At 61.4% G+C, this 26,045-nt stretch carries 26 protein-coding genes; 13 read left to right on the top strand and 13 right to left on the bottom strand.

Annotated features, from left to right (window positions below; translation table 11 throughout):
- Position 1 precedes the first annotated feature (1 nt).
- From PQR67_RS26795 to PQR67_RS26770, 6 genes are all read left to right on the top strand, one after another.
- On the top strand, positions 2 to 529 hold the full coding sequence (locus PQR67_RS26795) for a serine O-acetyltransferase (protein ID WP_408465794.1): 528 nt from the start codon (positions 2 to 4) through the stop codon (positions 527 to 529).
- Positions 526 to 1,506 (top strand): glycosyltransferase, encoded by a 981-nt coding sequence (locus PQR67_RS26790; protein ID WP_408465792.1) that lies wholly within the window; start codon positions 526 to 528, stop codon positions 1,504 to 1,506. Before PQR67_RS26795 ends, PQR67_RS26790 begins: the two co-directional genes overlap by 4 nt.
- Entirely contained in the window at positions 1,503 to 2,582 is a 1,080-nt protein-coding gene (locus PQR67_RS26785) for a glycosyltransferase (RefSeq protein ID WP_408465790.1), read from the top strand. The genes PQR67_RS26790 and PQR67_RS26785 overlap by 4 nt, the downstream gene beginning before the upstream one ends.
- Positions 2,583 to 2,657: 75 nt before the next feature.
- Complete coding sequence (kdsA, locus tag PQR67_RS26780) at positions 2,658 to 3,503, top strand: 3-deoxy-8-phosphooctulonate synthase (RefSeq protein WP_408465788.1); 846 nt, start codon at positions 2,658 to 2,660, stop codon at positions 3,501 to 3,503.
- A gap of 90 nt (positions 3,504 to 3,593) precedes the next feature.
- The gene (kdsB, locus tag PQR67_RS26775) at positions 3,594 to 4,385 is read left to right on the top strand and encodes a 3-deoxy-manno-octulosonate cytidylyltransferase (RefSeq protein ID WP_408465786.1); all 792 of its coding nucleotides are present in this window, start codon (positions 3,594 to 3,596) and stop codon (positions 4,383 to 4,385) included.
- Positions 4,382 to 5,323, top strand: coding sequence for a KpsF/GutQ family sugar-phosphate isomerase (locus PQR67_RS26770; RefSeq protein ID WP_408465784.1), 942 nt, complete (start codon positions 4,382 to 4,384; stop codon positions 5,321 to 5,323). The genes kdsB and PQR67_RS26770 overlap by 4 nt, the downstream gene beginning before the upstream one ends.
- Here the strand turns inward: PQR67_RS26770 and PQR67_RS26765 are convergent, their stop codons facing one another.
- Both PQR67_RS26765 and galU read right to left on the bottom strand, forming a co-directional pair.
- The gene (locus tag PQR67_RS26765; protein ID WP_408465782.1) at positions 5,324 to 5,902 is read right to left on the bottom strand and encodes a phosphatase PAP2 family protein; all 579 of its coding nucleotides are present in this window, start codon (positions 5,900 to 5,902) and stop codon (positions 5,324 to 5,326) included.
- Positions 5,903 to 5,950: 48 nt separating this feature from the next.
- Positions 5,951 to 6,832, bottom strand: coding sequence for a UTP--glucose-1-phosphate uridylyltransferase GalU (galU, locus tag PQR67_RS26760; protein WP_408465780.1), 882 nt, complete (start codon positions 6,830 to 6,832; stop codon positions 5,951 to 5,953).
- A 235-nt stretch (positions 6,833 to 7,067) separates the two neighbouring features.
- On the opposite strand from galU, the gene PQR67_RS26755 reads away from it, so the two are divergent.
- Both PQR67_RS26755 and PQR67_RS26750 read left to right on the top strand, forming a co-directional pair.
- Positions 7,068 to 7,289, top strand: coding sequence for a hypothetical protein (locus PQR67_RS26755; protein WP_408465778.1), 222 nt, complete (start codon positions 7,068 to 7,070; stop codon positions 7,287 to 7,289).
- The gene (locus tag PQR67_RS26750; RefSeq protein ID WP_408465776.1) at positions 7,286 to 7,522 is read left to right on the top strand and encodes a flagellar transcriptional regulator FlhD; all 237 of its coding nucleotides are present in this window, start codon (positions 7,286 to 7,288) and stop codon (positions 7,520 to 7,522) included. Before PQR67_RS26755 ends, PQR67_RS26750 begins: the two co-directional genes overlap by 4 nt.
- 137 nt (positions 7,523 to 7,659) lie before the next feature.
- Here the strand turns inward: PQR67_RS26750 and PQR67_RS26745 are convergent, their stop codons facing one another.
- On the bottom strand, positions 7,660 to 8,655 hold the full coding sequence (locus tag PQR67_RS26745; RefSeq protein WP_408465774.1) for a GlxA family transcriptional regulator: 996 nt from the start codon (positions 8,653 to 8,655) through the stop codon (positions 7,660 to 7,662).
- Between the two features lie 670 nt (positions 8,656 to 9,325).
- On the opposite strand from PQR67_RS26745, the gene PQR67_RS26740 reads away from it, so the two are divergent.
- The 3 genes from PQR67_RS26740 (at position 9,326) to PQR67_RS26730 (ending at position 13,068) form a co-directional block, all read left to right on the top strand.
- Positions 9,326 to 9,511 carry a hypothetical protein gene (locus PQR67_RS26740; protein WP_408465772.1) on the top strand — a complete coding sequence of 62 codons (186 nt, stop codon included), beginning with the start codon at positions 9,326 to 9,328 and terminating at the stop codon, positions 9,509 to 9,511.
- 483 nt (positions 9,512 to 9,994) lie between these two features.
- Entirely contained in the window at positions 9,995 to 11,062 is a 1,068-nt protein-coding gene (gene alr / locus PQR67_RS26735) for an alanine racemase (RefSeq protein WP_408465770.1), read from the top strand.
- A gap of 71 nt (positions 11,063 to 11,133) precedes the next feature.
- The gene (locus PQR67_RS26730) at positions 11,134 to 13,068 is read left to right on the top strand and encodes a putative bifunctional diguanylate cyclase/phosphodiesterase (RefSeq protein ID WP_408465768.1); all 1,935 of its coding nucleotides are present in this window, start codon (positions 11,134 to 11,136) and stop codon (positions 13,066 to 13,068) included.
- 46 nt (positions 13,069 to 13,114) lie between these two features.
- On the opposite strand, the gene PQR67_RS26725 is transcribed toward PQR67_RS26730, so the two are convergent.
- Genes PQR67_RS26725 through msuE form a run of 8 tightly spaced genes read right to left on the bottom strand, consistent with a single transcriptional unit; the run spans position 13,115 to position 21,013 of the window.
- Positions 13,115 to 13,936: an ABC transporter ATP-binding protein gene (locus tag PQR67_RS26725; RefSeq protein ID WP_408465766.1), complete on the bottom strand. Its 822-nt coding sequence runs from the start codon at positions 13,934 to 13,936 to the stop codon at positions 13,115 to 13,117.
- A gap of 2 nt (positions 13,937 to 13,938) precedes the next feature.
- Positions 13,939 to 15,300, bottom strand: coding sequence for an ABC transporter substrate-binding protein (locus tag PQR67_RS26720; RefSeq protein WP_408465764.1), 1,362 nt, complete (start codon positions 15,298 to 15,300; stop codon positions 13,939 to 13,941).
- A 58-nt stretch (positions 15,301 to 15,358) separates the two neighbouring features.
- Entirely contained in the window at positions 15,359 to 16,426 is a 1,068-nt protein-coding gene (locus PQR67_RS26715) for a branched-chain amino acid ABC transporter permease (RefSeq protein WP_408465762.1), read from the bottom strand.
- A gap of 8 nt (positions 16,427 to 16,434) precedes the next feature.
- A complete protein-coding gene (locus PQR67_RS26710) occupies positions 16,435 to 17,316 on the bottom strand; it encodes a branched-chain amino acid ABC transporter permease (protein WP_408465760.1) in 882 nt (293 codons plus the stop codon).
- Between the two features lie 13 nt (positions 17,317 to 17,329).
- The gene (locus PQR67_RS26705; RefSeq protein WP_408465758.1) at positions 17,330 to 18,109 is read right to left on the bottom strand and encodes an ABC transporter ATP-binding protein; all 780 of its coding nucleotides are present in this window, start codon (positions 18,107 to 18,109) and stop codon (positions 17,330 to 17,332) included.
- Between the two features lie 18 nt (positions 18,110 to 18,127).
- A complete protein-coding gene (locus PQR67_RS26700) occupies positions 18,128 to 19,297 on the bottom strand; it encodes an AMP-binding protein (protein WP_408465756.1) in 1,170 nt (389 codons plus the stop codon).
- Between the two features lie 2 nt (positions 19,298 to 19,299).
- Positions 19,300 to 20,403: a dimethylsulfone monooxygenase SfnG gene (gene sfnG, locus PQR67_RS26695; RefSeq protein WP_408465754.1), complete on the bottom strand. Its 1,104-nt coding sequence runs from the start codon at positions 20,401 to 20,403 to the stop codon at positions 19,300 to 19,302.
- 28 nt (positions 20,404 to 20,431) lie between these two features.
- A complete protein-coding gene (gene msuE / locus PQR67_RS26690) occupies positions 20,432 to 21,013 on the bottom strand; it encodes an FMN reductase (RefSeq protein WP_408465752.1) in 582 nt (193 codons plus the stop codon).
- 540 nt (positions 21,014 to 21,553) lie between these two features.
- On the opposite strand from msuE, the gene PQR67_RS26685 reads away from it, so the two are divergent.
- Positions 21,554 to 22,783, top strand: a complete 1,230-nt coding sequence (locus PQR67_RS26685; RefSeq protein WP_408465873.1) for an acyl-CoA dehydrogenase family protein — start codon at positions 21,554 to 21,556, stop codon at positions 22,781 to 22,783.
- The gene (locus PQR67_RS26680; protein ID WP_408465751.1) at positions 22,780 to 23,895 is read left to right on the top strand and encodes a sigma-54 interaction domain-containing protein; all 1,116 of its coding nucleotides are present in this window, start codon (positions 22,780 to 22,782) and stop codon (positions 23,893 to 23,895) included. The genes PQR67_RS26685 and PQR67_RS26680 overlap by 4 nt, the downstream gene beginning before the upstream one ends.
- A 15-nt stretch (positions 23,896 to 23,910) precedes the next feature.
- On the opposite strand, the gene PQR67_RS26675 is transcribed toward PQR67_RS26680, so the two are convergent.
- Together PQR67_RS26675 and PQR67_RS26670 are read right to left on the bottom strand one after the other, a co-directional pair.
- Complete coding sequence (locus PQR67_RS26675; protein ID WP_408465749.1) at positions 23,911 to 25,155, bottom strand: acyl-CoA dehydrogenase family protein; 1,245 nt, start codon at positions 25,153 to 25,155, stop codon at positions 23,911 to 23,913.
- 240 nt (positions 25,156 to 25,395) lie between these two features.
- The gene (locus PQR67_RS26670; RefSeq protein WP_408465747.1) at positions 25,396 to 26,019 is read right to left on the bottom strand and encodes a hypothetical protein; all 624 of its coding nucleotides are present in this window, start codon (positions 26,017 to 26,019) and stop codon (positions 25,396 to 25,398) included.
- Positions 26,020 to 26,045: the final 26 nt, after the last annotated feature.

Below are 26,045 nucleotides of genomic sequence, written 5' to 3'. Positions count from 1 at the left end.
GATGGTTGCCACGCTCAAGGACACGATCCATGCCATTGCCGAAGACTATCGGTGCAACGCGTTCATGAAAACGCGCTGCGTCGTGATTTTCTTCCGGATAGCGAACTACCTGGCGTGTCGGAACCGCTTGACGCTCGTGCTGGGTGCACCCGTCATCCTGCTTTACATCTTCATGTGCGACTGGCTGATGGGTATCGAGATTCCTGTCAGGACGCGAATCGGTAAAGGACTCACGCTGTATCACGGTACGGGTCTCGTCATCAACGGCTACTGCGTCATGGGCGACTACTGCGTGGTCCGCCATGGCGTCACCATCGGCAACACGATTCTCGCCGACGGCACCAACAGCGGTGTGCCGGTGATCGGAGATCGTGTGGAATTCGGCGCGCACAGCGTCGCGTTGGGGGATATCCGGATCGGCGACGGCGCCCGGATTGGCGCGGGCGCGGTACTGCTTTGCAATGTGCCCGACGGTGCGGTCGCGGTCGGTGTGCCGGCCCGCGTGATGACAGGAGATCAACAAGCATGAAAGTCTTCATTCTGCACCCGGGGAAAGCGAATTACCCCGAGATATCCGCCTACACGGCGTTTCTCAACCGACACGGCTTTGAAGTGTTCGAGGGCGACAGTGATGCTTATGCCCGATTCCCGTTCAAGGCGGAGTGTGTACTGTGGTGCATCATGGGTTTTTATCGCGCCCATGATGAGGCGCGCTTTGTGATCCATGACTATCGCTCGCTGTCGCTCGGACCACTCGCGTGGGTGAAGGACGGACTCAAGCGCTCGTTCAACGCAAGACCGCATCTGCGCGTGTTTCAGAACGAGCGGATGCGCGACGCCATGGGGTTCCGCGATGGGGTTGCGTCAGCGCTGTTGCCGATGGGCGTGCCCGATTGGATTTTCAATCTCGCCCATGGTCAGGACGCCGCCACACCCGCATTACCCGGCGGCCGCTTCTGCTATATCGGTGAGATGAGCCGTGAACGAGGATTCGACAAGGTGCTGGCGGCATGGCGCGCCGCACCGCGTGAGTCCGGCGATTCGCTGATTCTGGTAGGCCGTCCCGAACCGGAGCTATACCAGGCGTTCAAAGACACCCCGGGTCTCGAGTTCGTCGGCCGGGTTCCGCAATCCGACGCACTGGGTATCGTGCGCCGCTCCGACTTTGCGATCTGCTACTTCCCGTACCATCGCCCGCATTGCTTTCAGACGCCGACCAAGCTTCTGGAATACGCCGCGCTTGGCAAGAAGATCATCTGCAACGACGCGCCTTCGAACGTGCTGGCATGCACAGAGCTCAACATCCGCTCGTTCGTGACCGGACCCGCTATCTTCGACGGATTGCCGCCGGCTTCACGTATCGTCATCGAGGACAACGATCCACGCAGCCTGAGCGGGCTCGAGTGGACGGCGGTGATCGAGCGATCGGGGGTACTGTCGCATATCAGGGCCGCGTTGCCGGCGCTGCGTTGGCAGGGACCGGTGCATGCGGGGAGTTCGGCATGAAGATCGTCCAGATAATGGAATCTAGCGCGACAGGCACGCTCTCGATGGTCTGCCTGATCGCGAACCGGTTTGCGCGGGAAGGGCACGAAGTTCACGTGGTTTACTCCATTCGGGACGAGACGCCAACCGATATCCACGCCATGTTCGACAGCAATGTCGCGTTGCGGCACGTGCAGATGAAGGGCGTGCCGTTACTGCCGGCGCTTGCCAGATTGACGGGGGTACTCCGTGAGATCCGGCCCGATGTGATTCATCTGCATTCGTCGGTTGCGGGCTTTCTCGGGCGGCTCGCGGCGCTGTTCACGGCACGGCGCTCAACCGTGCTTTACAGCCCGCACTGCATCTCGTTCATGCGGCGGGATATTTCGCCGCTTACACGATTCGCATTCGTCGCGCTGGAATCGCTGGCGACCCTGCGCAAGTGTCTATACGTCGCGTGTTCCGAAAGCGAAAGCAAGGCGGTCCGCTCGTATCTCCGGCAGCCCGTCGTGGTGGTGGAAAACGCGGTGAGCGAAATGCGGGTTCGGGTGGCCGACCTGCCGAGGCGAAGCGCGACGACCGTGAAATATGTGATTACCGTGGGCGGTATTCGTCCGCAGAAGAACCCGCTTCTGTTTGCGGAAATCGCCAATGGCCTGCGCGATAGCGGATTGCGCTTTATCTGGATCGGTGACGGCGACGCCGCCCTCAAGGCGCAATTGCGCGCCGCGGGTGTCGAAGTCACCGGCTGGATGGCGCGCTCGCAAGTCGAACTGCAGCTTCAACAGGCTTGCGTGTATGTTTCTACTTCATCGTGGGAAGGGATGCCGGTCTCGGTCATCGAGGCGATGTTGCTCGGTGTTCCAGTGGTAGTCTCGGCGTGTGCCGGGAATGTCGACATTGTCCGGCCGTGGCATAACGGTGTGGTGTTCACCACGTGCGCCGAGGCCATGCGCTGTATTGTCGATTTCGCCGACGACCAGGTGCTGCGCGGGCTGATCGCCGCGCGAGCGCAGAAAGAAGCCAGAGAGCGCTTCGCCGAGGCGCGTTTTTTCCAGCAACTCGCACCGTTCTACGCACGCGGACTGGCGCGTTGAACGACAGTGAAGCTTGTTTCCACATCGGTGCGCGTGGCCGTGCGGATGTGGGTTATCAAACGTAGGGAGAACATCATGAAGATCGATATCGCACCGGGCGTGACGCTCGGCAACACGCTGCCGTTCGTGCTTTTCGGCGGCCTCAATGTGCTCGAAAGCCTCGATTTCACGCTGGACGTATGCGAGAAATATGTCGACGTCACGCGTAAGCTGAACGTGCCGTTCGTATTCAAAGCCTCGTTCGACAAGGCGAATCGTTCATCGATGCATTCGTATCGCGGGGTTGGGCTGGATGAAGGGCTCGAAATACTCAGTGCCGTGAAGCAGCGCTTCGGCGTTCCGGTCATCACCGACGTGCATGAAGTCGAACAGGCGCGCCCGGTTGCCGACGTGGCGGACGTGCTCCAGTTGCCGGCGTTTCTTGCCCGTCAAACGGACCTGGTGGTGGCGATTGCGCGCACGGGCAAGCCGGTCAATGTGAAGAAGCCGCAATTCATGAGCCCCGCGCAGATCAAACATGTGGTGGCGAAATGCAACGAAGCAGGCAACCAACAGGTGATTCTGTGTGAGCGCGGCAGTTCGTTTGGCTATGACAATCTCGTTGTGGACATGCTGGGATTTCGCGAGATGCGGGACGCGAGCGGTGACTGCCCGGTGATATTCGACGTCACCCACAGTCTGCAACGCCGCGATCCTGCCAGCGAAGCGTCGGGCGGGCGCCGCCGGCAGGTGGTCGACCTCGCCCGGGCCGGTATGGCGGTGGGGCTGGCAGGGTTGTTTCTCGAAGCTCACCCGGACCCTGATCGCGCGCGCTGCGACGGTCCGAGCGCATTGCCGCTTCATCTGCTCGAAGCCTTCCTATCGCAGATCAAGGCGATCGACGATCTCGTGAAAAGCCAACCGGTGCTGGATATTCAATGAGCGTGGGTACCGATCAGAGGGACATGCCAATGGCCGCGGACTTTCTGGTTCACGACATCTATGTGCCGTTGCGGGCGCATCGGAGTGGGCATGATGTCATCCAGTGAGTCGGCGCCGGTTCGTGTCGTCATTCCTTCCCGGTACGGTTCGACGCGCTTGCCGGGTAAGCCGCTGATCGATCTCGCGGGCAAGCCGATGATCGTGCGCGTGTACGAGCGCGTGAAGGACGCGCTGCCCGCGTCCACGGTAGTGGTCGCAACGGATGACGAGCGCATCCAGGCGGTGCTGGCGACCCACCACGTGCCGTGCGCGATGACCGATCCCGCGCATGCGTCCGGCACGGACCGTGCCGCGGAAGTGGCGCGCCACGCGGGCTGGGGCGATGACGACATCGTGCTGAACGTTCAAGGCGACGAGCCGCTCGTGCCGCCCGTTTTATTGCGGGCATTCGCGGAGTATTGCGGTTTGGCCCACCAGCTTGCGATGGCGACGATCGTGAGCCCGATCGTCGAGCGCGATCTGGTGGAGGATGTGAACATCGTCAAGGTAGTGACCGACCAGAACAATCGGGCGTTGTTCTTTTCACGCGCGCCGATCCCGCTCACCCGTGACCGCAATCCGGACAGCGCCGCGCCAGATGTCCTGCCGGAAGTTTTCCTGCGTCATATCGGCATCTACGCGTACCGCAATGCCGTGTTGCAGCAGCTCACCCGTAGCGCGCCGTGCGAGATGGAGCGCCGGGAGCAACTCGAACAGCTACGCGCGCTATGGCTTGGCGTTCCGATTCTCGTGATGCGCTGGTCCGACAGTGTCCCCGCCGGTGTCGACACGTTGGAAGATGTCGCGCGTGTAGTCAATCTATTCAAGCAGAGCAATCGATGAACGCAGTGAACTATATCGATTCGGCGAAAGAAGTATTCCAGATCGAATCGCGGGCGCTCTCCAATCTCGCACACCAGCTCGATGAGAACTTCAGCGATGCCGTCGACTGCATCCTGACGTCGACAGGGCGCGTCGTGGTGTGTGGTATGGGCAAGTCGGGGATTATCGGCAAGAAGATCGCCGCGACCCTGGCAAGCACCGGCACGCCGAGTTTCTTCATGCATCCGGGCGAGGCGTATCACGGCGATCTCGGCATGGTCACGCCTGCGGACACCTTTCTCGCCATTTCCAACTCCGGAGAGACGGATGAGGTGATCAAGCTCATTCCGTTTCTGCGCAGCAACCGCAACTATCTGGTTGCGCTGACGGGCAATCCCAAGTCGACGCTGGCGAAGGCGGCCCATCACCATCTCGATGTCGGCGTCGATCAGGAAGCCTGCCCGTTGCAGCTTGCGCCGACCTCGTCGACCACTGCCGCCCTGGCGATGGGCGACGCGCTTGCGGTAACGCTGATGAAGGCGCGGGGCTTTCGCCCCGAGAACTTCGCGCGGCTGCATCCAGGTGGTTCGCTCGGGCGCCGGCTGCTGTCCAGAGTCGAAGACGAGATGGTGGGGCGGGATTTGCCGTTTGTGACCGAGCAGGCCCGCACGATCGAAGTTCTACAGACCATGACACGCGCTCGCCTCGGCGTCGCGATCGTGCGGCGCGAAACGGGTGGGGGCTGGGGCGTGATTACCGACGGCGATATCCGGCGCGCGATTGAGAGTTTTGGCGACACGCTGTTCGGCAGAATCGCGGCGGACATGATGTCGGCTGATCCCACGATGGTGCCGGTCGGCACACGCGTCGAGGACGCGCTGATCCTGATGGACGAGCGGCAGATCAACGCGTTGCTGGTGTTCGACGGCGACGACGTGGTCGGGGTATTCAAGAAATAGCTAGATGCCACGCCCGCACAAGTACGGCGAGTACAGTTCGATCGCCTCCTGAATCGGCGCATGATGCCCGTACGCGACGGTCGAGATACCGAGCAGCGACATAATGATGAGTGGCCGGAACCGTGCCGGCAGCACGGGCGCATTCTTCCAGCACACGAACAGCACGGTGACGAGTGAGCCGACACCCCAGCCGGCGATGACCTCGGAGACCGTGTGCGCGTCGTCGAACACGCGGGCGGTCCCGATCGCGGCGGCCAGCGCCAGTCCGAACGCAAGCGCGAGATGCGGCGTTGCGTTGACGCGACGGGGCAGGCACAGGATCAGCGCCATCGGCCACACGGCGGACGCGAGCATCGTATGGCCGCTGATTACCCGAAAGTCGATCGCGCGAATCTGGATGCCGCAACCCGCGTACAGGATCTTCGTGACGCCCACCATGAACGCTCCAGCCGCCAGCAGCGTGAGCCACGAGGTCGCCGAACGCCAGCCTGCCAGCGAAGTTGTCAGCCATGCCGCGCAGGCCATGGCGAGCGGCAGCGTGAGCGCCGCGTCGCCGAGATTGCTTAAAGCAGACCACATGCAGAAATCCTTTACCTGGGCGGCGACTCACGCGGCCGCCGTATTTCGTCAAACCTGTATGTCCGCCATGCGGTTGGCGAGATATTGCTCGAAGTCCGCCGCCACCTCGGGGTGCCGCAGGGCGAACTCCACCGTTGCCTTCAGATAGCCGAGCTTGCTGCCGCAATCGAAGCGGGCTCCATCATACCGGTAGGCCAACACCTGCTCGTCGGTCAGCAACGACTGGATCGCGTCGGTCAATTGCAATTCGCCGCCGCTGCCGGGCCGCAACGCACGCAAATGCGCGAAGATTCGTGGTTTGAGAATGTACCGGCCAACCACGCCGTAATTGGATGGCGCCTCGGCGGGCTCCGGTTTTTCGACAAGACCCGACAGCTTGAAAATATTGTCTTCCCACTGCTTGCCGTCGATCACGCCATACGACTTCGATTCTTCCGGTGCGATCTTTTCCACGCCTAGAACGGACGTGTGGTAATGATCGAACACGTCGATCATTTGCCGCAAGACGGGTGGCTTTCCATACAGAAGGTCGTCGGCCAATATGACTGCGAACGGGCTGTCTCCCACCAGCTTTTCCGCGCAAAGCACGGCATGGCCGAGGCCGAGTGCTTCCGCTTGCCGCACATAGAAGCAGTCGACATGACTGGGTTTGATATTGCGGACAAGTGAGAGCAGCTTTTCCTTTCCGCGTGCTTCCAGTTCGGCTTCAATCTCGTACGACTTGTCGAAGTGATCTTCGATCGCGCGCTTGCTGCGCCCGGTCACAAAGATCATTTCGGTGATGCCGGCCGCGATCGCTTCTTCAACGGCGTACTGGATCAGCGGTTTGTCGACGATAGGAAGCATCTCCTTCGGGCTTGCCTTGGTGGCAGGCAAAAATCGTGTGCCAAGACCGGCAACGGGAAATACTGCTTTGGTCACTTTAAGCATGAGCTTCGAATCTCGATTGTGAAGTGATCGTGTGCTCGCGCCGTTCATTTTCGCAATAGGCGCCAAAAAGAACCTGCCCGTTCAGCAATTGGACGGGCAGGCTAAGCCGAGGTATTGAAGGCTCGCCAATTGGGACGAACCCGCGGCCAGTATGTCCGCCAGTGGGCCCGTTCAATAGACGCATGTCGGATCGTGCTTAGCAATTGACCGAACGCACCTGTAAAGCTGCATTTCCATGGTTGAGCCCGCTGCACGCCGATTTGTGCCGCTACCGCCGGTTGACCGGCATTCAAAAAAGCTTACGTTCCTGCTGGATGGCGGAATAGCCCAAGATTTTGTCAGTGACGAGTATTTCAAAATGGATAGACTCCTCACGTCTGTTATTGCCAGCAAATCAGCAGAGCCAGCTGCATTAATGTTCGCAATTAAAACCTGGGTCGCCATGGCGGAACAATGATGGAAGAAGAGTCCGATATTTCTGATGCGATTGCGAAGTTCAATCTGTCGTATTTACTGCTCGCGCAACGGATGCTCCGCGAAGACCGCGAGAGCGGCAAACGCATGCTTGGGGTCTCCGATGTCCTGGCGGGCCGCATCTGTTCGTTGACCCCGGCTGAAATGGAAGTTCTGGCGGAGAGCTCGGAGCTGGTTTGCCAGTTGCGCGTCCATGTCACGCCGGGCCGTGCGTGATGTGAAGGTGATGCGAAGATGAGATGGACTGGCGGTGGAGATGCGCGAAGCCAGGCGCGTGCAACGATCATCGCCATTGAACGCCGGGTGTGCGGCACCGCGTTCGCCTGGTCGATCGCGTGCGCCGGGCCGCGCACTCAGGCCGGACTGACTGGCGACGCTTCTCTGCTCAGCCGGTAGTCTGTCGGTGTCGTCGACAGATACTTGCGGAACAGTTTGGCCAACTGGCCGCCGCTGCCAATTCCGCAGCGCCGCGCGATTTTGTCGACGGGCAAACGCGATTCGACGAGCATCCGGCAACTCAGATTCAGGCGTGCGCGAAGGAGATAGTCGGAGGGCGTCAAGCCGATCTCGTTCTTGAAGCGGCGCAAGAAATTGCGCTCGCTCATGGCGGCGAGGCGTGCCGCGTCGTCGACCGAAATGGGACGGTCGATGTTTTCTTCCAGCCAGCGCGCCGACGCCATGATCTTCTCGCTGACGTGTGGCGCCACGCTGCGAGCAATGGAAGCGCTGAATGGCGTCTTTTGCTGGGGGGCGATGGACTCGGCAACCTGACACGCCAGTTCGGGCCCGAGATCGTCTTCAATGATGCGCAATGCCGTGCGCTCGGCAGCCGGGGCTTCACTGCTTGGGCGTGCCGGATAGAGACTGCCTGTGTTGCTGCCGCCAGGCAGAGGCGGGTGGAAGCGGCTGGCAAGCCCAGCCGCGTCCAGCAGCAGCCGGCCTTCCGCGATCGGGTGAACGATCGCGCTGAAGGAATGCGAGTGCCGCAGCCAGATGCGCAGGCGTTCGTCGCCGCATGCCTGCTGCACGCCCGCGCCGCCGGCAATGAACAACAGATGCGTGTCGTTCGTGCCGCGATGCGTATCGACGCTTTCCGTCCACACGAACACCGATGACGAACTCGCGATGCGGCCACCCGCAGCCGAAAGCAGTGAGACGTCGTAGCGCGCGCGGCCCGATCGTTGCGACGCGTTGAGCACGTTCGCCTTGTGAAAGATCTCGATGAGCGCTGCGACCTTAGGCAGTGCAAAGCCATTGAACAGCGCTATGTCGACGCGAGTCATCGCGTTTGCTAGCGTCGGCATGGCACCTTGCCGCGACCTGCGCGGCAGAGTATGAACCCTCTCCATTAGTTTTCCCCGGAATGATATGGCCTGCAAAGCCTCTCTCAAGACCCTGTCATTTTTCTTGTTGGCACATGTTATGCAAATGATATTAGCATCTTTATTGTATGGCTGAATTAGCCAGGACATTGGCGGATCAAGACATTAATTGAGTGGTGGCGTGTTCCGGCGGCACGCGCATTTCCAGATAAAAGATTTGCGCGTTTTAACGAAAAAGTCGAATGAATCTGGTAAATAACTGCCAAATGAGACGGAGTGTATGGAGGGCTTTCTAAAATAATTTATACACGGCTCAAGGGGAATCAGGTCGTTAAGCCATATTGAAGCGGCATGGCCTCGCCGGGCGCCAGGTTGCCGATAATCGTGCTAAAGCGGCATGGCAATTCGGGGTTGCTGGAATAACCGCGGCCACCCTGTCGCGAGACTTCCTTCTGATTTCCGGCCGGCTGCCGCACGGCGCCTGTCTGTTTCCCATTGGCCCGATCTTCAAAGCAGGGCCTTCCTGTGTCTTCTTTGAAAGGGGTGCCCCGTTTCATGTCGGCACGCTACGCGCGGCTCGCCTGCCGCCCGCGGGAGGTTGCATTGGCCGGGTGCAGACAGGAGCCAGGCGCGATCAGATTACTGGCAAACGATTGCGTGCCTAAAAAAAGTCGCACTTGTAGCCGATAACCCGTTCATGCACAAACAAGACATTAAAACAATCGTTGATGCCGCCAGCGAAACCGCCGATACCATTGTCGGTGCGCGGCGATGGAGGACGACCGAGGAGGCAAGCGCGATGCACGACGTGATCTTTTGGGACATGATCGCCAAGCAATTACCAGACATCAGCATTGCCGAGCTGCTTTCGATCCTCGATTAGGGGCAGGGGCGCAGCGGCGCGTTTGCCGGTTGCGCACCATCGCTTCGAATCGACGAATCGACGAATCGACGAATCCACGAATCCACGAATCCACGAATCCACGAATCCACGAATCCACGAATCCACGAAGAAACACGAAAAAAAAGCCTGCCGCCCGAGGGAGCGGCAGGCTATGAGACCGAGGGGTGGGGTGTGTGCCTGAGATGGGCGCCCCTCGAAAGACCAGAGCCGAGTCTAGCCGTTCGAAGCCGGCGGCGAACGCAGACGGCTGATTGAATCAAGTTGTTGACCGAACCGGACATGAAAAAGGGTTCACGGGCCAGCGCCGTTCAACCGACAGATAAACCTGAAAATCAAAGTAATACATTAACAAAAACTGGTTGAGGCTGGATACGATAGTCGAAAAAGCTGCCTGCTGGCCATAACTCCGGTTGTTAGCAATGGGCGGCTATTCCCTTTCCAAATCAACCCTTAACGCCTCCTATGCCACGCCCCATCGTTGCGCAGATTCATCCCGACGCTATTGCCCATAACCTCTCCCTCGTCAAACAACGGGCGCCTCGATCACGGGTTTGGGCCGTGGTCAAAGCCAACGCATACGGGCATGGAATCGAGCGCGTCTTTCCGGCGCTCGCAAGCGCCGACGGCATCGCGCTGCTCGATCTCGACGAAGCGGTTCGCGTGCGCGAGTTGGGTTGGACCCGGCCGATTCTTCTTCTGGAAGGCATTTTCAGGCCCGGTGACGTGCAGATCGCCCAGCAGTTCGATCTTTCCATGGCCGTGCATTGCCGTGAGCAACTCGATCTGTTGCGCCTGTCGCCGTCGGGTGCGCGCGTCAACGTGAATCTGAAGATGAACTCCGGAATGAACCGTCTCGGGTTCCGGCCCGACGCGTTCCGCGCCGCGTGGGAGGAGGCAAAATCGGTTCCGGGCATCGCGGACATTACGCTGATGAGCCATTTCGCGAATGCGGACGACGGCGACGTGGCATGGCAGATGGATCGCTTCGATGCGGTGACTCACGACATACCGGGACAACGCAGTCTCGCGAATTCGGCAGCCGTTCTGTGGCACCCCCAGGCGCATCGCGACTGGGTGCGTCCGGGTGTCGTGCTCTACGGTGGTTCGCCCACCGGTCAGTCGCGTCACATCGTCGACGTGGGCTTGCGCGCTTCAATGACGTTCAGGAGCGAAGTGATCGGCGTGCAGTCGTTGTCGGCGCAGGAAACAGTCGGCTATGGCCGTGCCTTCGCCGCCAATCGTGAAATGCGCATTGGCGTGGTTGCGTGTGGCTATGCGGACGGCTACCCCCGGCATGCATCGACGGGTACGCCCATCGCGGTCGACGGTGTCATGACGCAAGTGGTGGGCCGTGTTTCGATGGACATGCTCACCGTCGACCTGTCGCCATGCCCGCAGGCAGGGATCGGTTCAACAGTCGAGCTATGGGGTGATCAGGTCAGGATCGACGACGTCGCTCATGCGTCGGGAACCATCGGGTACGAACTGATGTGCGCGTTGGCAAAACGGGTGCCGGTGGAAGTCGCCTGAACACTTTGTGTTTACGTAATAATTGCGCTGGGTTCCAGTCGATCCACTAACCATTAAAAAATGCGCAGGTCATGGCGTTCAGCGAACCAAGGTCTCCATTTTTCAAATGGGTCGTGTCTTCCGCTCAGAACCTGAGCGCTGACAATCGGCAAATATTGCTTGCCAATCTGTTCACCCGAACCGCATCGATTATATTTGCGTCGATCTGCGAAATCAGCGTCTGCGCGACCGCCTACTATCTGTATCCAAGGGCCCTTTACGCGGCTTGGGGCGGCGCTGTCGTCGCCCTGCTGATTGCGCGTCTCTCGCTGATCTGGCTGTGCTGCCGGCGCAGCGCGCGCAACCTGCCCACCCCTACCTCGGCCTTTCTCCTCGCGAGTCTTCTCTGGGCTGTCATATTTGGCTTTGGCACTTTCCTGTGCAACACCAGCGGAGATCAGACGCTGTTTCTGCTCGGCAACGTTTGCGCGGTGGGGGTGATCGGCGGATTGGCCGGGCGCAACGCGGGCACACCCCGGCTGGTGCTTCTGCAGATTTCGTTCATTCTCGCGCTATTGGCTTGCGGGGCGGCGCTTTCTCCCGGCTCCGGCAAGCTCGTGCTGCTGTTTCAGGCGCCGTTTTGTGCGGCGGGATTTTTTACCGTGGCGCTGCGCAGCAATCGCGACATCGTGGCGCTTCTGCTGGCGCGCGAAAGCAGTCACCGGCTCGCTCATCATGACAGCCTCACTGGTCTGCCCAATCGCGCTCGCATTACCGAGCTTCTGCTGGAGCGCACCGCGGCGGGCTCGTTGCGCCAGGATTATCGGTTCGCGGTCCTGCTGATTGACCTCGACGGTTTCAAGGCGATCAATGACAGCCTGGGCCATGCCGCCGGCGATCAGATCCTTCAGGAGGCCGCGATCCGATTGCGCGAAGTCCTGCCGGCCGCCGGCCTGGTCGGGCGCCTGGCAGGCGACGAGTTTGTCGCCATGACCGACGGCACGGCGTCGACCGGCGCCGTCGGATTGCTGGCGGATCGCATCGTCAAAACGCTGGCGCGCCCTTTCGTCCTGAGCGAGGCATTGGTGCATATCGGCGCCAGCGTGGGCGTCTCGGTTTATCCGGAGCACGCAGCCACCGGGCCGCAATTGCTGATCTGCGCGGACCGCGCGTTGTATGCGGTCAAACGCAGTGGCAAAAGCGCTTTCGCGATGTTCGATGCCGCCAGGCACGCCTCCGACGAAAGTTTGAGCCTGCTGCGAAGCGATCTGGAAGGCGCGATGCAGTCTTATCGCGATCTGCGCATGGAGTACCAGCCCATCGTCGATCTCAGCGACGACACGATTTCCGGCCGCGAGGCGCTGCTGCGCTGGACGCACCCGACCCGGGGCGAGCTGTCTCCCTCCGCATTTATTCCGACCGCCGAGCGCACGGGCCTGATCCTCGCACTCGGCGAGTGGGCCTTGCTGCAATCCTGCACGGAAGCGACCACCTGGCGTGATGCGGTGAGCGTGGCCGTGAATGTTTCGCCGGTGCAATTGCGGGAGGAGTCGTTTGCGGGCACGGTCGCCGCCATTCTTGGCAAGACGGGATTGCCGCCGGCACGTCTGAATATCGAAGTCACGGAAACGGTGTTGCTGAGCGACGATAGCGTCACCCGGCACAATGTCGAGAAACTGCGGGCGTTGGGCATCGGCCTCGCGCTCGACGACTTCGGCACGGGTTTTTCAACCATGTCCACGCTCGTGCGTTTCTCATTCGACAAGCTCAAGATCGACAGTTCGTTCGTGAAGGAGTCCGTGCACCGGCGCGAATCCGCGGCCGTGGTTCGCGGGATTGTGGCCCTGGCGCGGGAAATCGGCATACCGACCACGGCGGAAGGCATCGAGACGCAGGAGCAGCTAAATTTTGTGCGCGTCTGCGGATGCACCCATGCCCAGGGTTTTCTTCTGGGCAAGTCGGTCCGGGGTGAGGAGATCCCGCAGCTCGAAAAAAACCTGATCGCGCACTCCACGGACAAGGCGTGAGCGGCAGCGTGGCAACGCTCAGGCGACGGTGGCGTTGGCCGGCCGCTCACGTAGCCGACGCAGCAGCGTAGCGGGAACCTCTACGCGGGCCGCCCGTGGCCTGTGCGGACCCTGTGGACCGTGCTCCGCTCCCAAGATACGCATCACGCAGGCCATCCAGTTCCAGCAGAACGTCCGCTTTCCCCTGCGCGACCACGCGGCCGCCTTCGAGTACATAGCCGGACTGCGCATAGCGCAGCGCGATCGCCGCATTCTGCTCCGCCAGCAGAAAACTGACGCCGTCGTCGCGATTGAGTGCCGCCACCGTTTCGAAGATCTCCTCGACGACTTGCGGAGCGAGCCCCATTGAAGGTTCGTCGAGCAACACCAGCGAGGGCCGCGCCATCAACGCCCGGCCGATCGCAAGCATCTGCTGTTCTCCGCCGGACGTATAGCCTGCCAACGTCTTGCGACGCTCCCTGAGCCGCGGAAAGATCCCATAGATGCGTTCGAGTTCCGCCTCGAGATCGCCACGGCTGGGCCTTCGTACAAAGGCGCCGAGCCGCAGATTTTCATCAACCGATAAATGGGCGAAGCAACGCCGTCCCTCCAGCACCTGGACGAGCCCCCGTTCGGCGAGCGTCCATGGGTCCACGTCGGTAATCGCGTTGCCGCGATAGGCGATGCGGCCCGACGTCAGCTCGCCCCGTTCGGCGCGAATCAGGTTCGAGACGGCTTTCAGCGTGGTCGTTTTGCCCGCGCCATTGCCGCCCAGGAGCGCCACGATAGCGCCGGACGGCACCGTCAGCGAGACGCCGCGCAATGCCGCAATGAGCTGGCTATACGTCACGGCAATCTCGTCGACCTGCAGGATCGGGACGGCGCTCATGCTCAGAGGTCCTTACTGCAATCGCGCGGCGTAATTCCCTTTTCTTTGGCGTATGCATCGGCCGATTTCTCGATGATCGGGCGCAGCAGCGCACGATCCGCCTGCACCCAGCCGCTGATGACTTTCCATTGCTGGCCGTCCCATTGCTGGAAGCGCACGGCGCCGCCGCCCTCGTGATCGGAGCACGACAGTTTCAGCGGCTGAACCAGACCGTATGCGCCGAGCTGCTTAAGACGTGCGTCGTCGAGATTCAAATGCTCGAAACCCCAGCGCACCTGTTCGCCCGTCAGCGGTTTATTGCCATATCTGGCCTGTGCGACGCGCAGCGCTTCGACATTGAGAATGCCGTTGACCACGCCCAGGTTGTAGTACACCGTACCGAAGCGCGCAGGGTCCTTCAGGTTGCCGTTGCCGGGTTTGATCACATACTGGTTGATCGCCTGTAGCACCGGGAAATCGGTGCCCGACGGATGCGTGGTGATCGAAATGAAACCCTTGGCGGCGTCGCCTGCCGGGCGTGCATCCTCTTCCGAATTGCTCCAGATGTTGCCGATGATGTGATTGGCCGGGAAGCCCACCTTCTGCGCCGATTTCAATGCGACCGGATTCATCACGCCCCAGCCGCGCAGAATCACCCAGTCCGGATTGATCCGGTGGATCGTGAGCCACTGCGAGCCCTGTTCGTTGCCGGGGTGCGGGACCTCGATCTGTGTGAGCTCGAAACCGTACTTTTTGGCGAGCGTGTCGAGCACCGGAATCGTCTCGCGGCCATAAGGCGAACCGTGGTAGAGCACCACGATCTTCTTGCCTTTGAGCTGGTTCAATCCGCCTGATTGCTGACCGATGTAATTGACGATGGCCGAGACTTCGCTATACGGATTGAGCTGGAGTGGAAACACATACGGGAATACCGCGCCGTCGGTGGAATCCGTGCGGCCGTGATTGATCGTGACCAGCGGAATCTTGTCGGCGGTCGAACGGTCGAGCGTCGCGTAAGCGATGCCGACCGAGAGCGGATTGGTCGCCGCAGCCGGTGCGCCGTTCAGGCCGCCTTTGAGCCGCTCGTAGCACTCCACGCCTTTCTCCACGACGTATTCGGTTTCGCATTCGCTCCACGTCAGCTTGACCCCGTTGACGCCGCCATCGCGCTTGTTAATGAGGTTCATATAGTCGATGAAACCGCCGAAGAACCCACTGCCGCCCGCTGCATACGGTCCGACGCGATAGCTTTGCAGCGGGAAGTATTCTTCGCCCGCGGCTTGCACGCTGGGCATGAACGCGGCGGTGAGCGCAAGCATCAGGCTCGCGGTAACGGCGACGCGCGAGACGGTCCCACGCTTTCTGAAGGAGTTGATGAAATTCATACTGGATGGACCTTGAATGGATAAGCGATGGTTGAAGGAGAGAGGGATGAAACCGGCGTCATGCCCGCAGCGGCCAGTCGCGCAGACGGTTCCGCGCGGTCTGGACGAGTCTTGCGAGCCCGTCCGGTTCCTTGATGAGAAAAACGATGATCAACGTGCCGAAGAGGATTCTCTGCAGGTTCTGCAATTGACCGGCTTCGATGCCGATGCTGGCGAGCGCGCCCGCCGCATTCGAGAGAAGAATCGGCAGCAGCACGATGAACGCCGCGCCAAGAAAATTGCCGCCAATGCTCCCCATGCCGCCGATGATGATGATGAACAACACCTGAAACGACAGATTGAGATCGAAGCCGTGCGGTTCCACCGTGCCGAGATAGGCAAATGCCCACAACGCGCCCGCAATGCCGATCACGAATGAACTCAGCGCGAAGGCGAGCAGCTTGGTGCGGCCGGCCGGAATGCCGATCACGCGCGCGGCGGTGTCCATGTCGCGCACGGCCATCCAGCGGCGGCCGAGTTCGCTGCGCACGAGGCGGGCGGCAAGCATGAACAGGACGGTAGTGACGCCTAGCACGAGGAGATAGCGTGCAGCCGGCGTGTCGATTTTCAGGCCGAACGCGGTGAGGCGCGGCGCGCTGAGGACGCCCGAGGTGTCGTCATTGGAAAACCAGCTGACTCGCGTAAAAACCCATTCGACAAAGAATTGCGCGGCCAGTGTCGAGACGATCAGATAGAAGCCCTTGATACGCAGACTTGGCAAGCCGAATACTGCGCCAACCGCAGCGGTGATCAATCCTCCCAGCAACAGATCGACGATCAGCGGCAAGCCGGGCACCCGTACCATCAGGTTGTACGTGGCGTAGGCGCCAACCGACATGAACGCCGCGGAACCGAGCGAGAGCTGGCCCGCGTAGCCGGTGACCAGGTTCAGACCGAGTCCCGCGAGTGACAGGACGAGGAACGGAATCAGAATGGCATTGAGCCAGTAGTCGTTGCCGAACAGAGGAACGGCGATGAACGCGATCAGCGCGAGCAAGGCTGTGAGCGATGACTTCAGCAGCGGCAATCGCAGCGCGTGCGGCTTGAACTTGTGCGGTGCGTTCAGGGTGGCGCGTGGAGATGACATGGCGGGCCTCACACGCGTTCGACGGCGGGTTCGCCGAACAGGCCGACAGGCCGCGCAAGCAGGAACAGCATCGCGAGCAGGTAGGGAAACCAGTTTTCAATGCCGCCGCCAAGCAGGCTGCCGACATAGACCTCGGCAAGCTTCTCCGATGCGCCGATCAGCAAGCCGCCCACGATCGCCCCGCCGATCGACGAAAACCCGCCGATGATCAGCACCGGCAGCGCCTTCAACACCACCAGCGAGAGCGAGAACTGCACGCCCAGGCGTGCGCCCCACAGCAGCCCCGCCACGAGGCTGACAAAGCCGGCCAGCGCCCAGACGATCGCCCACACGCGGGGCAGCCGTATGCCGATGGCGAGCGCCGCGAGCGGATCGTCGGCGACCGCGCGCAGCGACAAGCCGAGCCGCGTGCGATTGGTCAGCAGCGACAGGCCGAGCACCAGCACACCGGCGGTCGCGGCGGCAAAGATGTCGAACTGGCTGATCATGACGCCGGCCACGTTCAGCGGCTTGTCGTCGATGCCGAGATCCAGGCCGTGTACCTGCGCGCCCCAGAACAACTGCGCCGCGCCTTCGAGAATGAAACTCAAGCCGAGTGTCGCCATGAACAGGACAATCGGCGGCCGGTTCACCAACGGCCGCAACACGAGGCGACCGATCAGCAAGGCAATCAGCACCAGTGCCGCCAGCGTTGCGCCAAATGCAAGCACGGGGTTCACATGCCGTTCGACGAGGCTCACATAGGTGAGCGCGCCGAACAGCACCATCGAACCCTGCGCGAAGTTGAATACGCCGGACGCTTTGTAAATCAGCACGAAGCCAATCGCCACCATCGAATACATCACGCCGGCGAGCAAGCCGCCGACGAGTACTTCGAGAAAAAATCCCATGTTGTTCAGTCTCTCAGTGACGGGTGCCGAGGTAGGCGGCCAGCACGTCCGGGTTGGTGCGCACGTCGGCGGGGGCGCCGTCGGCGATTTTCTTGCCGTAGTCGAGCACCACGACGTGATCCGACAGGTCCATCACCACGCCGATGTCGTGCTCGATGAGTACGACGGTCACGCCGAACTGCGTGTTGGCGTCGAGCACATAGCCGGCCATGGCGTGTTTTTCGTCCGCATTCATGCCGGCCATCGGTTCGTCGAGCAACAGGAGGCGTGGCTCGGCGGCGAGGGCGCGGGCCAGTTCGACGCGTTTCTGAACGCCATACGGCAAGGTGCCGACGGTGGTATGCCGGTAGCGCTGCAAGTCGAGCGCTTCGATCGCGACTTCCGCATGGTGGCGTTGCACCGCCTCGTCGCTGCGGGCACGGCCGATGCTCAACGTCTGCTCGAGCCACGTGCTGCGCCGGTGCAGATTGCGGCCGGTGAGGACGTTGTCCAGCACGCTCATCCGGCGAAACAACGCAATGTTCTGAAACGTGCGGGCAATGCCGCGGTGTGCCGCGTGATACGGATTCATGCGCCGATAGGTATGGCCGTCGAACAGCACACGGCCTTGCTGCGGTTGATAGACGCCGTTGATCACGTTGAGCAGCGAACTTTTGCCCGCGCCGTTCGGACCGATCAGCGCGCAGATTTCACCCTTGCGCACGGCGAAGCTGATATCGGTGACCGCTTTTACGCCTTTGAACGACAGCGAGATATGGTCGAGCGAGAGCAGGGCGGTTGCGGACGAAGTCATTGAAAATTGAGTCATGCGTCAATAGGCTGGCTGTTGCGTTGGCTGTTGTGTTGGATCTTGCAACCCGCCACTGGTCATCGGGTGTTGTGACGACGCCGCCTGGCGGCTCGATTCGACGCGGCGCCAGTCGCCGGCATCGGGCCACGCGCGCACGTCGACGCGCAATGCACCGAACAGCGCGGCGGTTTTCTCGTCGAGCGGCGCACCGATGACGAGCGCCGCACGGGTACGCGTGAAACCGATCACCTCGCGCAGCGGGCGGGCAATGAGCCACCAGGTCACGGCGCGAACAAACGAGCCGCCCTGTCCACGTTGGGCGCGATCGATCAGACGCCGTCGCCATGAGCGTGCGCCGGGCAAGCGGTCGTCGACGAGCTGTGCCACGCGGGCATAGGTTTCGCGCGTACCTGCCACCAGCGTAGGTGCGAGTTCGCGGCGATCGTTGTCGCGGGTCGCGAGCGACTCGGGAAAATTCAGGCAAAAACCGCTCAGCACCCAGGGCGCAATCAGGTAACGCGCCTGCGATGCGGCGGCGAACGCGCGTGCGGCAAACCCTTCATCGTCCGGGTGCAGTTTCTCGGTGGCGGCGAGTTGCTGTGCTTCGCGCATCAGCGCCACATGCGGGAAACGTTGTTCGACGAGTTGCCCATCGGCATCGAGGCGCACGAAGGCGAAGGCGTCGTCGTGCGACCGGGCGAGGGATGCAAAACCGCTCTTACCCTGAACAGGCAACGTGCGATAAGCAATCACGGCCGCATGCGGATGCGGCGCCAGATTGCGCGGATTGGCGTCGATCACGCGCAAGCCCTCGTGGCCCAGCAGACGATCTACCTGACTATCGTCTTCGGCGAACGCGAAGCGCGGGGCGATTTGCACGAGCACCGAGCGCAACGTGTCGCCGGCGAGTTGCGGATCGAGCGGTATCGCGACGCCACCGTTCCACTGCGCCGCGAGTGACAGCAGCAACGCCTCCTCGCGTGGATGACTGACGAGCAGCAGCGCGTCGCCTGCCGAAAAACCGTATTGCGCGAGACCGGCGGCCAGTTGCTCGACCGCCGTGGCAACGTTCTGCCACGACAATGCGTGCCACGCGCCCAGCCGCTTGTGCCGCAAGGCGACGGCGTGCGGCCGATGCTGCGCCTGATGGCGCAGCCAGTCCGGTAAGGTCGACGGCTGTGCGTTCGTCATGATCAGGCGGCCTTGGCCTGTTGCTTGAGTTCGAGTTCACGCACCAAGGGCAAAACACGCTTGCCGAAATACTCCACTTCTTCGATGAAGTGAAGAAAGCCCGTCAACACGAGATCCACGCCAACCGATTTCAGTTCGACGATGCGCTCGGCGATCTGCTGTGGTGTACCGATGAGATTGGTGCGGAAGCCGTCGTTGTATTGCACGAGGTCTTCGAAACTCGACTTGGCCCAGTTGCCTTCCCCTTCGGGGGAAGCTTTGCCGGCCTGTTTGACGGCGTCGCCGAAGGCATGCACCGCTTCGACGTGCGCGTGTTTGATGATGTCGGCGAGAACGGCCCTGGCTTCTTCTTCGGTGTCGCGCGCGATCACGAAGGCATTCACGCCGATACGCACCTTGTGATTGTTCTTCGCCGCCTTGGTCTGAATATCATCGATTTGCGTTTTCAGATTCTCCGGCGTGTTGCCATTGGTGAAGTACCAGTCGGAGACACTCGCGGCGTTGTCGCGCGCGGCGCGTGAACTGCCGCCCTGGAAGATCTCCGGATGCGGCTTCTGTACGGGCTTGGGACTCAGCGTGTAATTGTTGAAGCGGTAGAAGTCCCCCTTGAAGGTGAAGTTGTCCTGCGTCCAGATGCCTTTGAGCGCCTGAATGAATTCGTTCGAGCGGCGATAGCGTTCGTCGTGTTCGAGCCACGGCTCGCCGATCGCGGTGAACTCGCCTTTGAACCAGCCGCTCACCACGTTGATCGCAATGCGGCCGTTCGAAATATGGTCGATGGTGGCCAACTGTTTGGCGACCACGGCGGGATGCCACGGCCCGGGCAGGATCGCAGCGAGCACTTTGAGTTTGGTCGTCGCGTGCAGCAGAGCCTGACTGAACGAAACCGATTCGTGCTGATATTCCGCGCCGTATCCGGCAGTGAAACGGATCTGGCTCAGCGCGTAGTCGAAACCCGCGTTCTCCGCGGTTTGCGCAAGCTTCTGGTTGTACTCGAGACTCCAGTCGGTGCGCTGCTCGATCGTGCTGACGACTAAACCGCCGCTGACATTGGGTACCCAGTAGGCGAACTTGACGGCGTCGTCGTGGGAGGGGTTCTGGCTCATGATGGTCCTGATGATGGAATGTTGGGATCTATGCAAGCAGCGTTGCGGTTTGCGGGAAAGAAGCGGGAAGGCGTCCGGCATGCAGCCACGGAAGCGCGCGTGCTACCGCCAGTGCGATGCGTTCTTCCAGTGCCGGGTTCGAGATCGCGTAGCCGCTGAAATCCGCCTCGGACGCGTACACGCCGATCGGCAACGTACGAGCCTGAAAGAAGCTGAACAGCGGGCGCAGTTGATGATCGATGACCAGCGCATGACGATCGCTGCCACCGGTTGCGGCGAGCAGAACCGGTACGTCGAGCAGCGCCTCGTGATGCACGAGATCGAACAGATGCTTGAAGAGCCCCGTATACGACGCGCGATAAACCGGGCTCGCCACGACCAGCAGATCCGCCGATTCAATGGCAGCGATGTGCGCTTCCACGTCGGCGGGAACCTGCGAGCGATGAACCGCGCCGGCGAGGCGCGAGGCGATCTGCCCCAGTTCGACGAGATGCGTGTCGGTCGGCAACGCGTCGCCGAGCGCCGCGAGCAGGCGTTCGGCCACGACGAGGGTGCGCGACGGCCGTTGCAATCCGCCGGAGACGGCGACCACTTTTAATCTGTTGCCCATTCGAACGATCCTTTCAGGCGAAAGAAAATTAATCGGGAGTGCAGCTTATTTAGCGAATACCGTGCCATCCGGTTTTGCGCGAACCAGACGGCCCGGGATCGAAAGTCCGGATCGACGCCGATCGCGCGCCGAGTCAAACGGCATAACCGTTTGCGGCTTTTGCTGCCGTGCATATCGCGGTGGCGTGGAACCATTGCAGGCTGACGTATGAAGCTGGCGAAGCAACATGGCCTCAGCATTGCTGCTGGAGAAGCAGCTTCCCGATTCGGCGATGGCCTGCGGGCTTTCAGTATTCCAACGGGTCTGCTGCGGGGGAGGCGCGCAACGGGAGAATGCTGACGCAGAGGCAGCATCCATAACGATGCTGCTGCGTAAGCAGCAATTCGACTTTGGTTACCACAACAAAATGCATCGGAACTTGCGAGAGGTGGTCAGAATATGTCGCTCAGGAAGCAACGCATGAGCGATGCCGTTCATGACCCGTCAGTCGTCAGATACCGTTCCACGTCCGTGCCTGGCGGAGTGAGTGCCTTTGTCCATATGAATTCGACCTACGTACTGCCGGACGCACCGGCTTCCGTGCTACTGGGCACGCCGAGTGCATCGGTAACTGAAACGCCACTGCAGAGCGCACAGCGGCTCGCGGCCACCTTTGCGATAAGCGCCGCCGAACGCGACGCGCGAGGCGGAACGCCGAAGGCCGAGCGCGACGCAATACGCGCCAGTGGCCTTCTCGCGATGAGCATTCCGGAGGCGCACGGCGGCCTTGGGGCCAACTGGCGGCAGACGTTGGATGTGGTGCGCACGCTCGGTCGAGCAGATAGTTCGCTCGGACATGTATTCGGTTTCCACCATCTGATGCTCGCGACCGTGCGTCTGTTCGGCTCGCCGGCACAATGGCGCGCCTGGTTCGAGCAGACTGCCCGGCGCCAATGGTTCTGGGGCAATGCGTTAAACCCGCTCGATGAGCGGGCCGTGAGCCACACGCATGCGGATTGGCGGGAGTTCAGCGGGCAGAAGAGTTTTTGTTCCGGCGCGCTCGATTCCGAAATGCTGATCGCTTCCGCGCGAGATGCCGGCACCGGCACATTGCTGATCGCGGCGATACCGACCGGGCGCACGGGCATCTCCGTCGCGGAGGATTGGAACAACATCGGCCAGCGACAGACGGACAGCGGCACGGTGACACTGGAAAAGGTGCGGGTGGAGAATCACGAGATTCTGACGGACCCCGGACCGTTGTCGACGCCTTTTGCCTGTCTGCGTCCTGTGCTCGCACAACTGATCCTGACGAATATCTATCTGAGCATCGGCGAAAGTGCGTTCAACGACGCGCGTCATTACACGCTTCATGAAGCACGGCCGTGGCACACATCCGGCGTGCCGACCGCGGCAGCGGATCCTTATATTCTCGGCCAGTACGGCGAGTTCTGGGCAGGCCTCGAAGCGGCCCGGCTCCTGACCGACCGGGCGGCAGATCGTTTCGATGCGGCCTGGGCGCGCGCCGATGCGCTGACCGACGCCGAGCGCGGCGAGGTGGCGTTGGCGGTCGCAACGGCCAAAGTGGCCGCCACGGAAATCGGGCTCACCATCTGTACCCGTATGTTCGATGTGGCGGGAGCGCGCGCGACGCATGGCGCGCTCAGGCTGGACCGTCACTGGCGAAATTTGCGCACCCATACGCTTCACGATCCGCTCGCCTATAAGCTCCGTGAAATCGGTGAATGGGCGCTGACGCAACGATATCCGACGCCGAGCTTCTACTCATGAACTATTCACTCGATCACGTGTTACCGGACCGGCCTGCTATCGCGCGAACGGAAGCGCCGCCTTTGCTGACGATGCCCGACAAGCGCGCGCTGGCCACCTCCATTCGCGCAACCGCCCAGATTTTCTCGGACCCGCAATCGGTGGCTTTGCTTGAACGCATTCGCATGGTGGCGCCGAGCGAGGCCAACGTGCTGGTGATCGGCGAGACCGGGACAGGCAAGGAGCTGGTTGCCCGTCATGTGCATAACCTGAGTGCTCGCAAGGACGGCCCGTTTGTGGCGGTCAATTGCGGGGCGTTCTCCGAGTCGCTGGTGGAAAGCGAATTGTTCGGCCACGAGAAAGGCGCGTTTACGGGTGCGTTCTGCGCCAAGCCCGGCTGGTTCGAAGCGGCCAATGGCGGGACGCTGTTTCTGGACGAAATAGGCGATCTGCCGCTGTCGATGCAGGTCAAGCTGCTGCGCGTGCTGCAGGAGCGCGAGATCGTGCGGCTCGGTTCACGCAGGAGTATTCCCATCGACGTGCGCGTGCTGGCGGCCACCAATGTGCATCTGCAGGATGCGGTGGTGGCGGGCCATTTCCGCGAGGATCTGTTTTATCGGCTGAACGTCGTGCATCTGGCCGTGCCCACGCTGCGCGACCGGCCCGGCGATATCCTGCCGCTGGCCCGCTATTTCATCGAGGAGTACCGGAACCGGCTCGGTTACGGCCCCGTGGGCATCGAGCCGCGCGCGGAGCGAAAGCTGCTGGAACATAGTTGGCCGGGCAACATTCGTGAACTTGAGAACGTCATTCACTATGCGTTGCTGGTGTGCCGCAGCGATTCGCTGGGCGAGGGTGATCTGCAGATGTCGTCGTTCGGGATTCACGCCGCGCGACGCGCGGCCGCTGACCCTGTCGCATCGACACCGATCGAAGCGCTGGAAGGGGCGCTGCGTCATCTCTTCGATCAGGCGGAAGGCAACCTGTTCGAGCAGATCGAAGACACGGTGATGCGCGTGGCGTTCGACTTCTGCTACCGGAATCAGATTCAGGCGGCGCGGCTGTTGGGCATTAGCCGCAATGTGTTGCGGGCGCGCCTGATCCGGGCCAAACAGATTTCCGCGCAGAAGTAGGTTCACGCGCCTGACCTAGGTGGCGGATCTGCTGTCGCCGATCTGCCAGACAAAGGGCGGCTGAGTGCCGTTGATTTCCCAGTCGCCCACGATCCGCTCCTTGTAGATCAGCGGGTTGTGCGACGCGGCGGTACGGGCGTTTCGCCAGTGACGGTCCAGTAGTTTGTTCTCGCTAACGCCTGAAGCGCCCAGTGCGTTGAACAGGTCGGTGGTTGCCTGCAGAATCAGACTGGCCACGGCGACTTGCGCTTTGGCCGATTCGATTTCGGCCGCCACGTTCGCGGCTTGTTCGGCATCGCGGTCCGGGCCGAAGCGCGTTTCGTACGCGCTTTGGGCGGGCTCCGCGGCGCGCACTGCAGTGGCCTCCGCAGCGTACACGCGTGCTGCAATTTGCCCGACCACCTGTTGCACCTGCGCGTCTTCGCTAACACGCGGCGCGTTGCCGTGGCTGTAGACCCGGGTGCGTTTGCGTACTTCATGCGAGATGTCGCGCAATGCGGCGCGCCCCGTTCCCGCGATCACGGCGATCAGCACCAGTTGATAGAACGCCGTCTGGTACTTGAAACGCGTGGAGAAATCGATGATGTTTTCGGCGTCGACCACCGCGTTGTCGAAGACGGACGTTCCGCTTCCGGTGGTGCGTTGACCGAAGCCATCCCAGTCGTCGCTTTGTTTGACGCCTGGCTGGTGCGCGCTCACCGCTGCAATGACGTCGGCGCCGTTGTCGTCGCGCTGCGCGTAGACGTCGATCCAGTCGGCAAAGATGCTGCCCGTGCTGTAGTACTTCGTTCCGTTGACGACCCACTGGTTGTCGTGGCGCGATACACGTGTGATCACATCGCCGATTTTGACCGCGCCGACTTCGGTCCACGCATTGCCGACGATTTCACCCGCCACGAATCGCTGCAACCATGTTTCCCGTGCCGCGCCGGGCGCCGCGTTGATCCTGTCTTCGACGAAGGCGAAGTGGCCACGCAACGCTTGCGGCAAGCTTGAGTCGGCCTCGGCCAGTTCGATCAGCAACTGCACGAGCTGCGGGAGCGACGCGCCGGCGCCGCCGTACTCGCGCGGCACTCTGACCGCGCCGAACCCGGCTTCCTTCAACCAGACAATCTGCTCGTAGGGAAGCGTACGCGTGCGTTCGCGTTCGAGTGCGCCTTCCGCGATCCGGTCAAAGATCGGTTTGAATCGGGCGAGCAACGGTGCGTAGTCGGTGCCGGTTGAAAGTGGCAATGCTTCACGCGGGTTTTGTGATGTCATGCGCCTGCTCTTGAGTCGATAGGTGGAGTGAGGCGGAGCGGTTGAGCTCCGGATCGTATCGACTTAAAAGCACGAGCCATGCCATCGGGGTGAGTGTCCCGACTTGCTGACTGATGGGGTGAAGAAGAGTTTTTCTGCTGCTGGACCGAGAGCAGTGTGCTGATGAACTGCTGGCCTGACAGCAGCCTGAAGTCGATGCGCCCGCCGAACCCGGCGGGCGCCGATCATCGCGGCCTGCTTTTACTGACGCAGTTCCGGCGTGTCCTGCATGGCGGCCTGCAGCTTCTGCACGGCGTCAGTCGTCGCGCGCTGGGCGGCGAGACCGAAGTTGCGCTTGAATTCGCTGAATTCCGCGTGACCGTTGCCCGTCACTTCTTTTTTCGTCACGAGTTTGCCGCTCGGATCGGTCACAGTACACACGAGCGTTACCGAAAAGTCGGTCGGCGGCCAGGTCAGAAGACTCGGCGACGAAGAGGTCGTCGAGATGGTCGGCGTGACGACGTAGCTCAGATTCTTGGATTGGACCGTTGCCTGATCAGGCGCGGCATTCAGCTTCACCACATTGCTGAACACCTGGCTCAGTTCGACATAGATCGGCAGTTCCAGATCGCGATACGGTTTGTAGGCCACTTTGTCGCCGCCACCGCCTGGCGTCACGACTTCCTTGGTGCGCAGTTCGTCGGTAATCACGAGCCCGACCGTCTTGTTGATCGGTTGCGTTTGAGCCGTTGCCGTTGCCGCGGCAGGGGTGGTCGCGGTGATTGCTGCCGGGTCGCCGGAGATGGTGATGTCGTGTGCGCAACCTGCGAGCGACGCAATTGCGCCGGTGACCGCGATACTGCGAATAAGGTGCATCAGGTTCATGATGATTTCTGGTCGGTGAGAAAAGG

The organism is Paraburkholderia fungorum, assembly GCF_046026025.1.
Taxonomy (GTDB): Bacteria; Pseudomonadota; Gammaproteobacteria; order Burkholderiales; family Burkholderiaceae; genus Paraburkholderia; species Paraburkholderia fungorum_E.
Note: the sequence above shows the minus strand (reverse complement) of the source record. Positions and strands in the feature narration are given on the sequence as shown.

What these genes read in the sequence shown, in the direction of transcription:
- PQR67_RS26720 (WP_408465764.1), bottom strand. Translation starts at nt 15,300, where the DNA reads ATGAATTTCATCAACTCCTTCAGAAAGCGTGGGACCGTCTCGCGCGTC.
- PQR67_RS26675 (WP_408465749.1), bottom strand. Translation starts at nt 25,155, where the DNA reads ATGACATCACAAAACCCGCGTGAAGCATTGCCACTTTCAACCGGCACC.
- galU (WP_408465780.1), bottom strand. Translation starts at nt 6,832, where the DNA reads ATGCTTAAAGTGACCAAAGCAGTATTTCCCGTTGCCGGTCTTGGCACA.
- PQR67_RS26755 (WP_408465778.1), top strand. Translation starts at nt 7,068, where the DNA reads ATGGTTGAGCCCGCTGCACGCCGATTTGTGCCGCTACCGCCGGTTGAC.
- PQR67_RS26685 (WP_408465873.1), top strand. Translation starts at nt 21,554, where the DNA reads ATGAATTCGACCTACGTACTGCCGGACGCACCGGCTTCCGTGCTACTG.
- PQR67_RS26770 (WP_408465784.1), top strand. Translation starts at nt 4,382, where the DNA reads ATGAACGCAGTGAACTATATCGATTCGGCGAAAGAAGTATTCCAGATC.
- PQR67_RS26715 (WP_408465762.1), bottom strand. Translation starts at nt 16,426, where the DNA reads ATGTCATCTCCACGCGCCACCCTGAACGCACCGCACAAGTTCAAGCCG.
- PQR67_RS26790 (WP_408465792.1), top strand. Translation starts at nt 526, where the DNA reads ATGAAAGTCTTCATTCTGCACCCGGGGAAAGCGAATTACCCCGAGATA.
- PQR67_RS26710 (WP_408465760.1), bottom strand. Translation starts at nt 17,316, where the DNA reads ATGGGATTTTTTCTCGAAGTACTCGTCGGCGGCTTGCTCGCCGGCGTG.
- sfnG (WP_408465754.1), bottom strand. Translation starts at nt 20,403, where the DNA reads ATGAGCCAGAACCCCTCCCACGACGACGCCGTCAAGTTCGCCTACTGG.
- PQR67_RS26745 (WP_408465774.1), bottom strand. Translation starts at nt 8,655, where the DNA reads ATGGAGAGGGTTCATACTCTGCCGCGCAGGTCGCGGCAAGGTGCCATG.
- PQR67_RS26705 (WP_408465758.1), bottom strand. Translation starts at nt 18,109, where the DNA reads ATGACTTCGTCCGCAACCGCCCTGCTCTCGCTCGACCATATCTCGCTG.
- kdsB (WP_408465786.1), top strand. Translation starts at nt 3,594, where the DNA reads ATGATGTCATCCAGTGAGTCGGCGCCGGTTCGTGTCGTCATTCCTTCC.
- PQR67_RS26680 (WP_408465751.1), top strand. Translation starts at nt 22,780, where the DNA reads ATGAACTATTCACTCGATCACGTGTTACCGGACCGGCCTGCTATCGCG.
- PQR67_RS26730 (WP_408465768.1), top strand. Translation starts at nt 11,134, where the DNA reads ATGGCGTTCAGCGAACCAAGGTCTCCATTTTTCAAATGGGTCGTGTCT.
- PQR67_RS26795 (WP_408465794.1), top strand. Translation starts at nt 2, where the DNA reads ATGGTTGCCACGCTCAAGGACACGATCCATGCCATTGCCGAAGACTAT.
- kdsA (WP_408465788.1), top strand. Translation starts at nt 2,658, where the DNA reads ATGAAGATCGATATCGCACCGGGCGTGACGCTCGGCAACACGCTGCCG.
- msuE (WP_408465752.1), bottom strand. Translation starts at nt 21,013, where the DNA reads ATGGGCAACAGATTAAAAGTGGTCGCCGTCTCCGGCGGATTGCAACGG.
- PQR67_RS26700 (WP_408465756.1), bottom strand. Translation starts at nt 19,297, where the DNA reads ATGACGAACGCACAGCCGTCGACCTTACCGGACTGGCTGCGCCATCAG.
- PQR67_RS26740 (WP_408465772.1), top strand. Translation starts at nt 9,326, where the DNA reads ATGCACAAACAAGACATTAAAACAATCGTTGATGCCGCCAGCGAAACC.
- PQR67_RS26750 (WP_408465776.1), top strand. Translation starts at nt 7,286, where the DNA reads ATGATGGAAGAAGAGTCCGATATTTCTGATGCGATTGCGAAGTTCAAT.
- PQR67_RS26670 (WP_408465747.1), bottom strand. Translation starts at nt 26,019, where the DNA reads ATGAACCTGATGCACCTTATTCGCAGTATCGCGGTCACCGGCGCAATT.
- PQR67_RS26725 (WP_408465766.1), bottom strand. Translation starts at nt 13,936, where the DNA reads ATGAGCGCCGTCCCGATCCTGCAGGTCGACGAGATTGCCGTGACGTAT.
- alr (WP_408465770.1), top strand. Translation starts at nt 9,995, where the DNA reads ATGCCACGCCCCATCGTTGCGCAGATTCATCCCGACGCTATTGCCCAT.
- PQR67_RS26785 (WP_408465790.1), top strand. Translation starts at nt 1,503, where the DNA reads ATGAAGATCGTCCAGATAATGGAATCTAGCGCGACAGGCACGCTCTCG.
- PQR67_RS26765 (WP_408465782.1), bottom strand. Translation starts at nt 5,902, where the DNA reads ATGTGGTCTGCTTTAAGCAATCTCGGCGACGCGGCGCTCACGCTGCCG.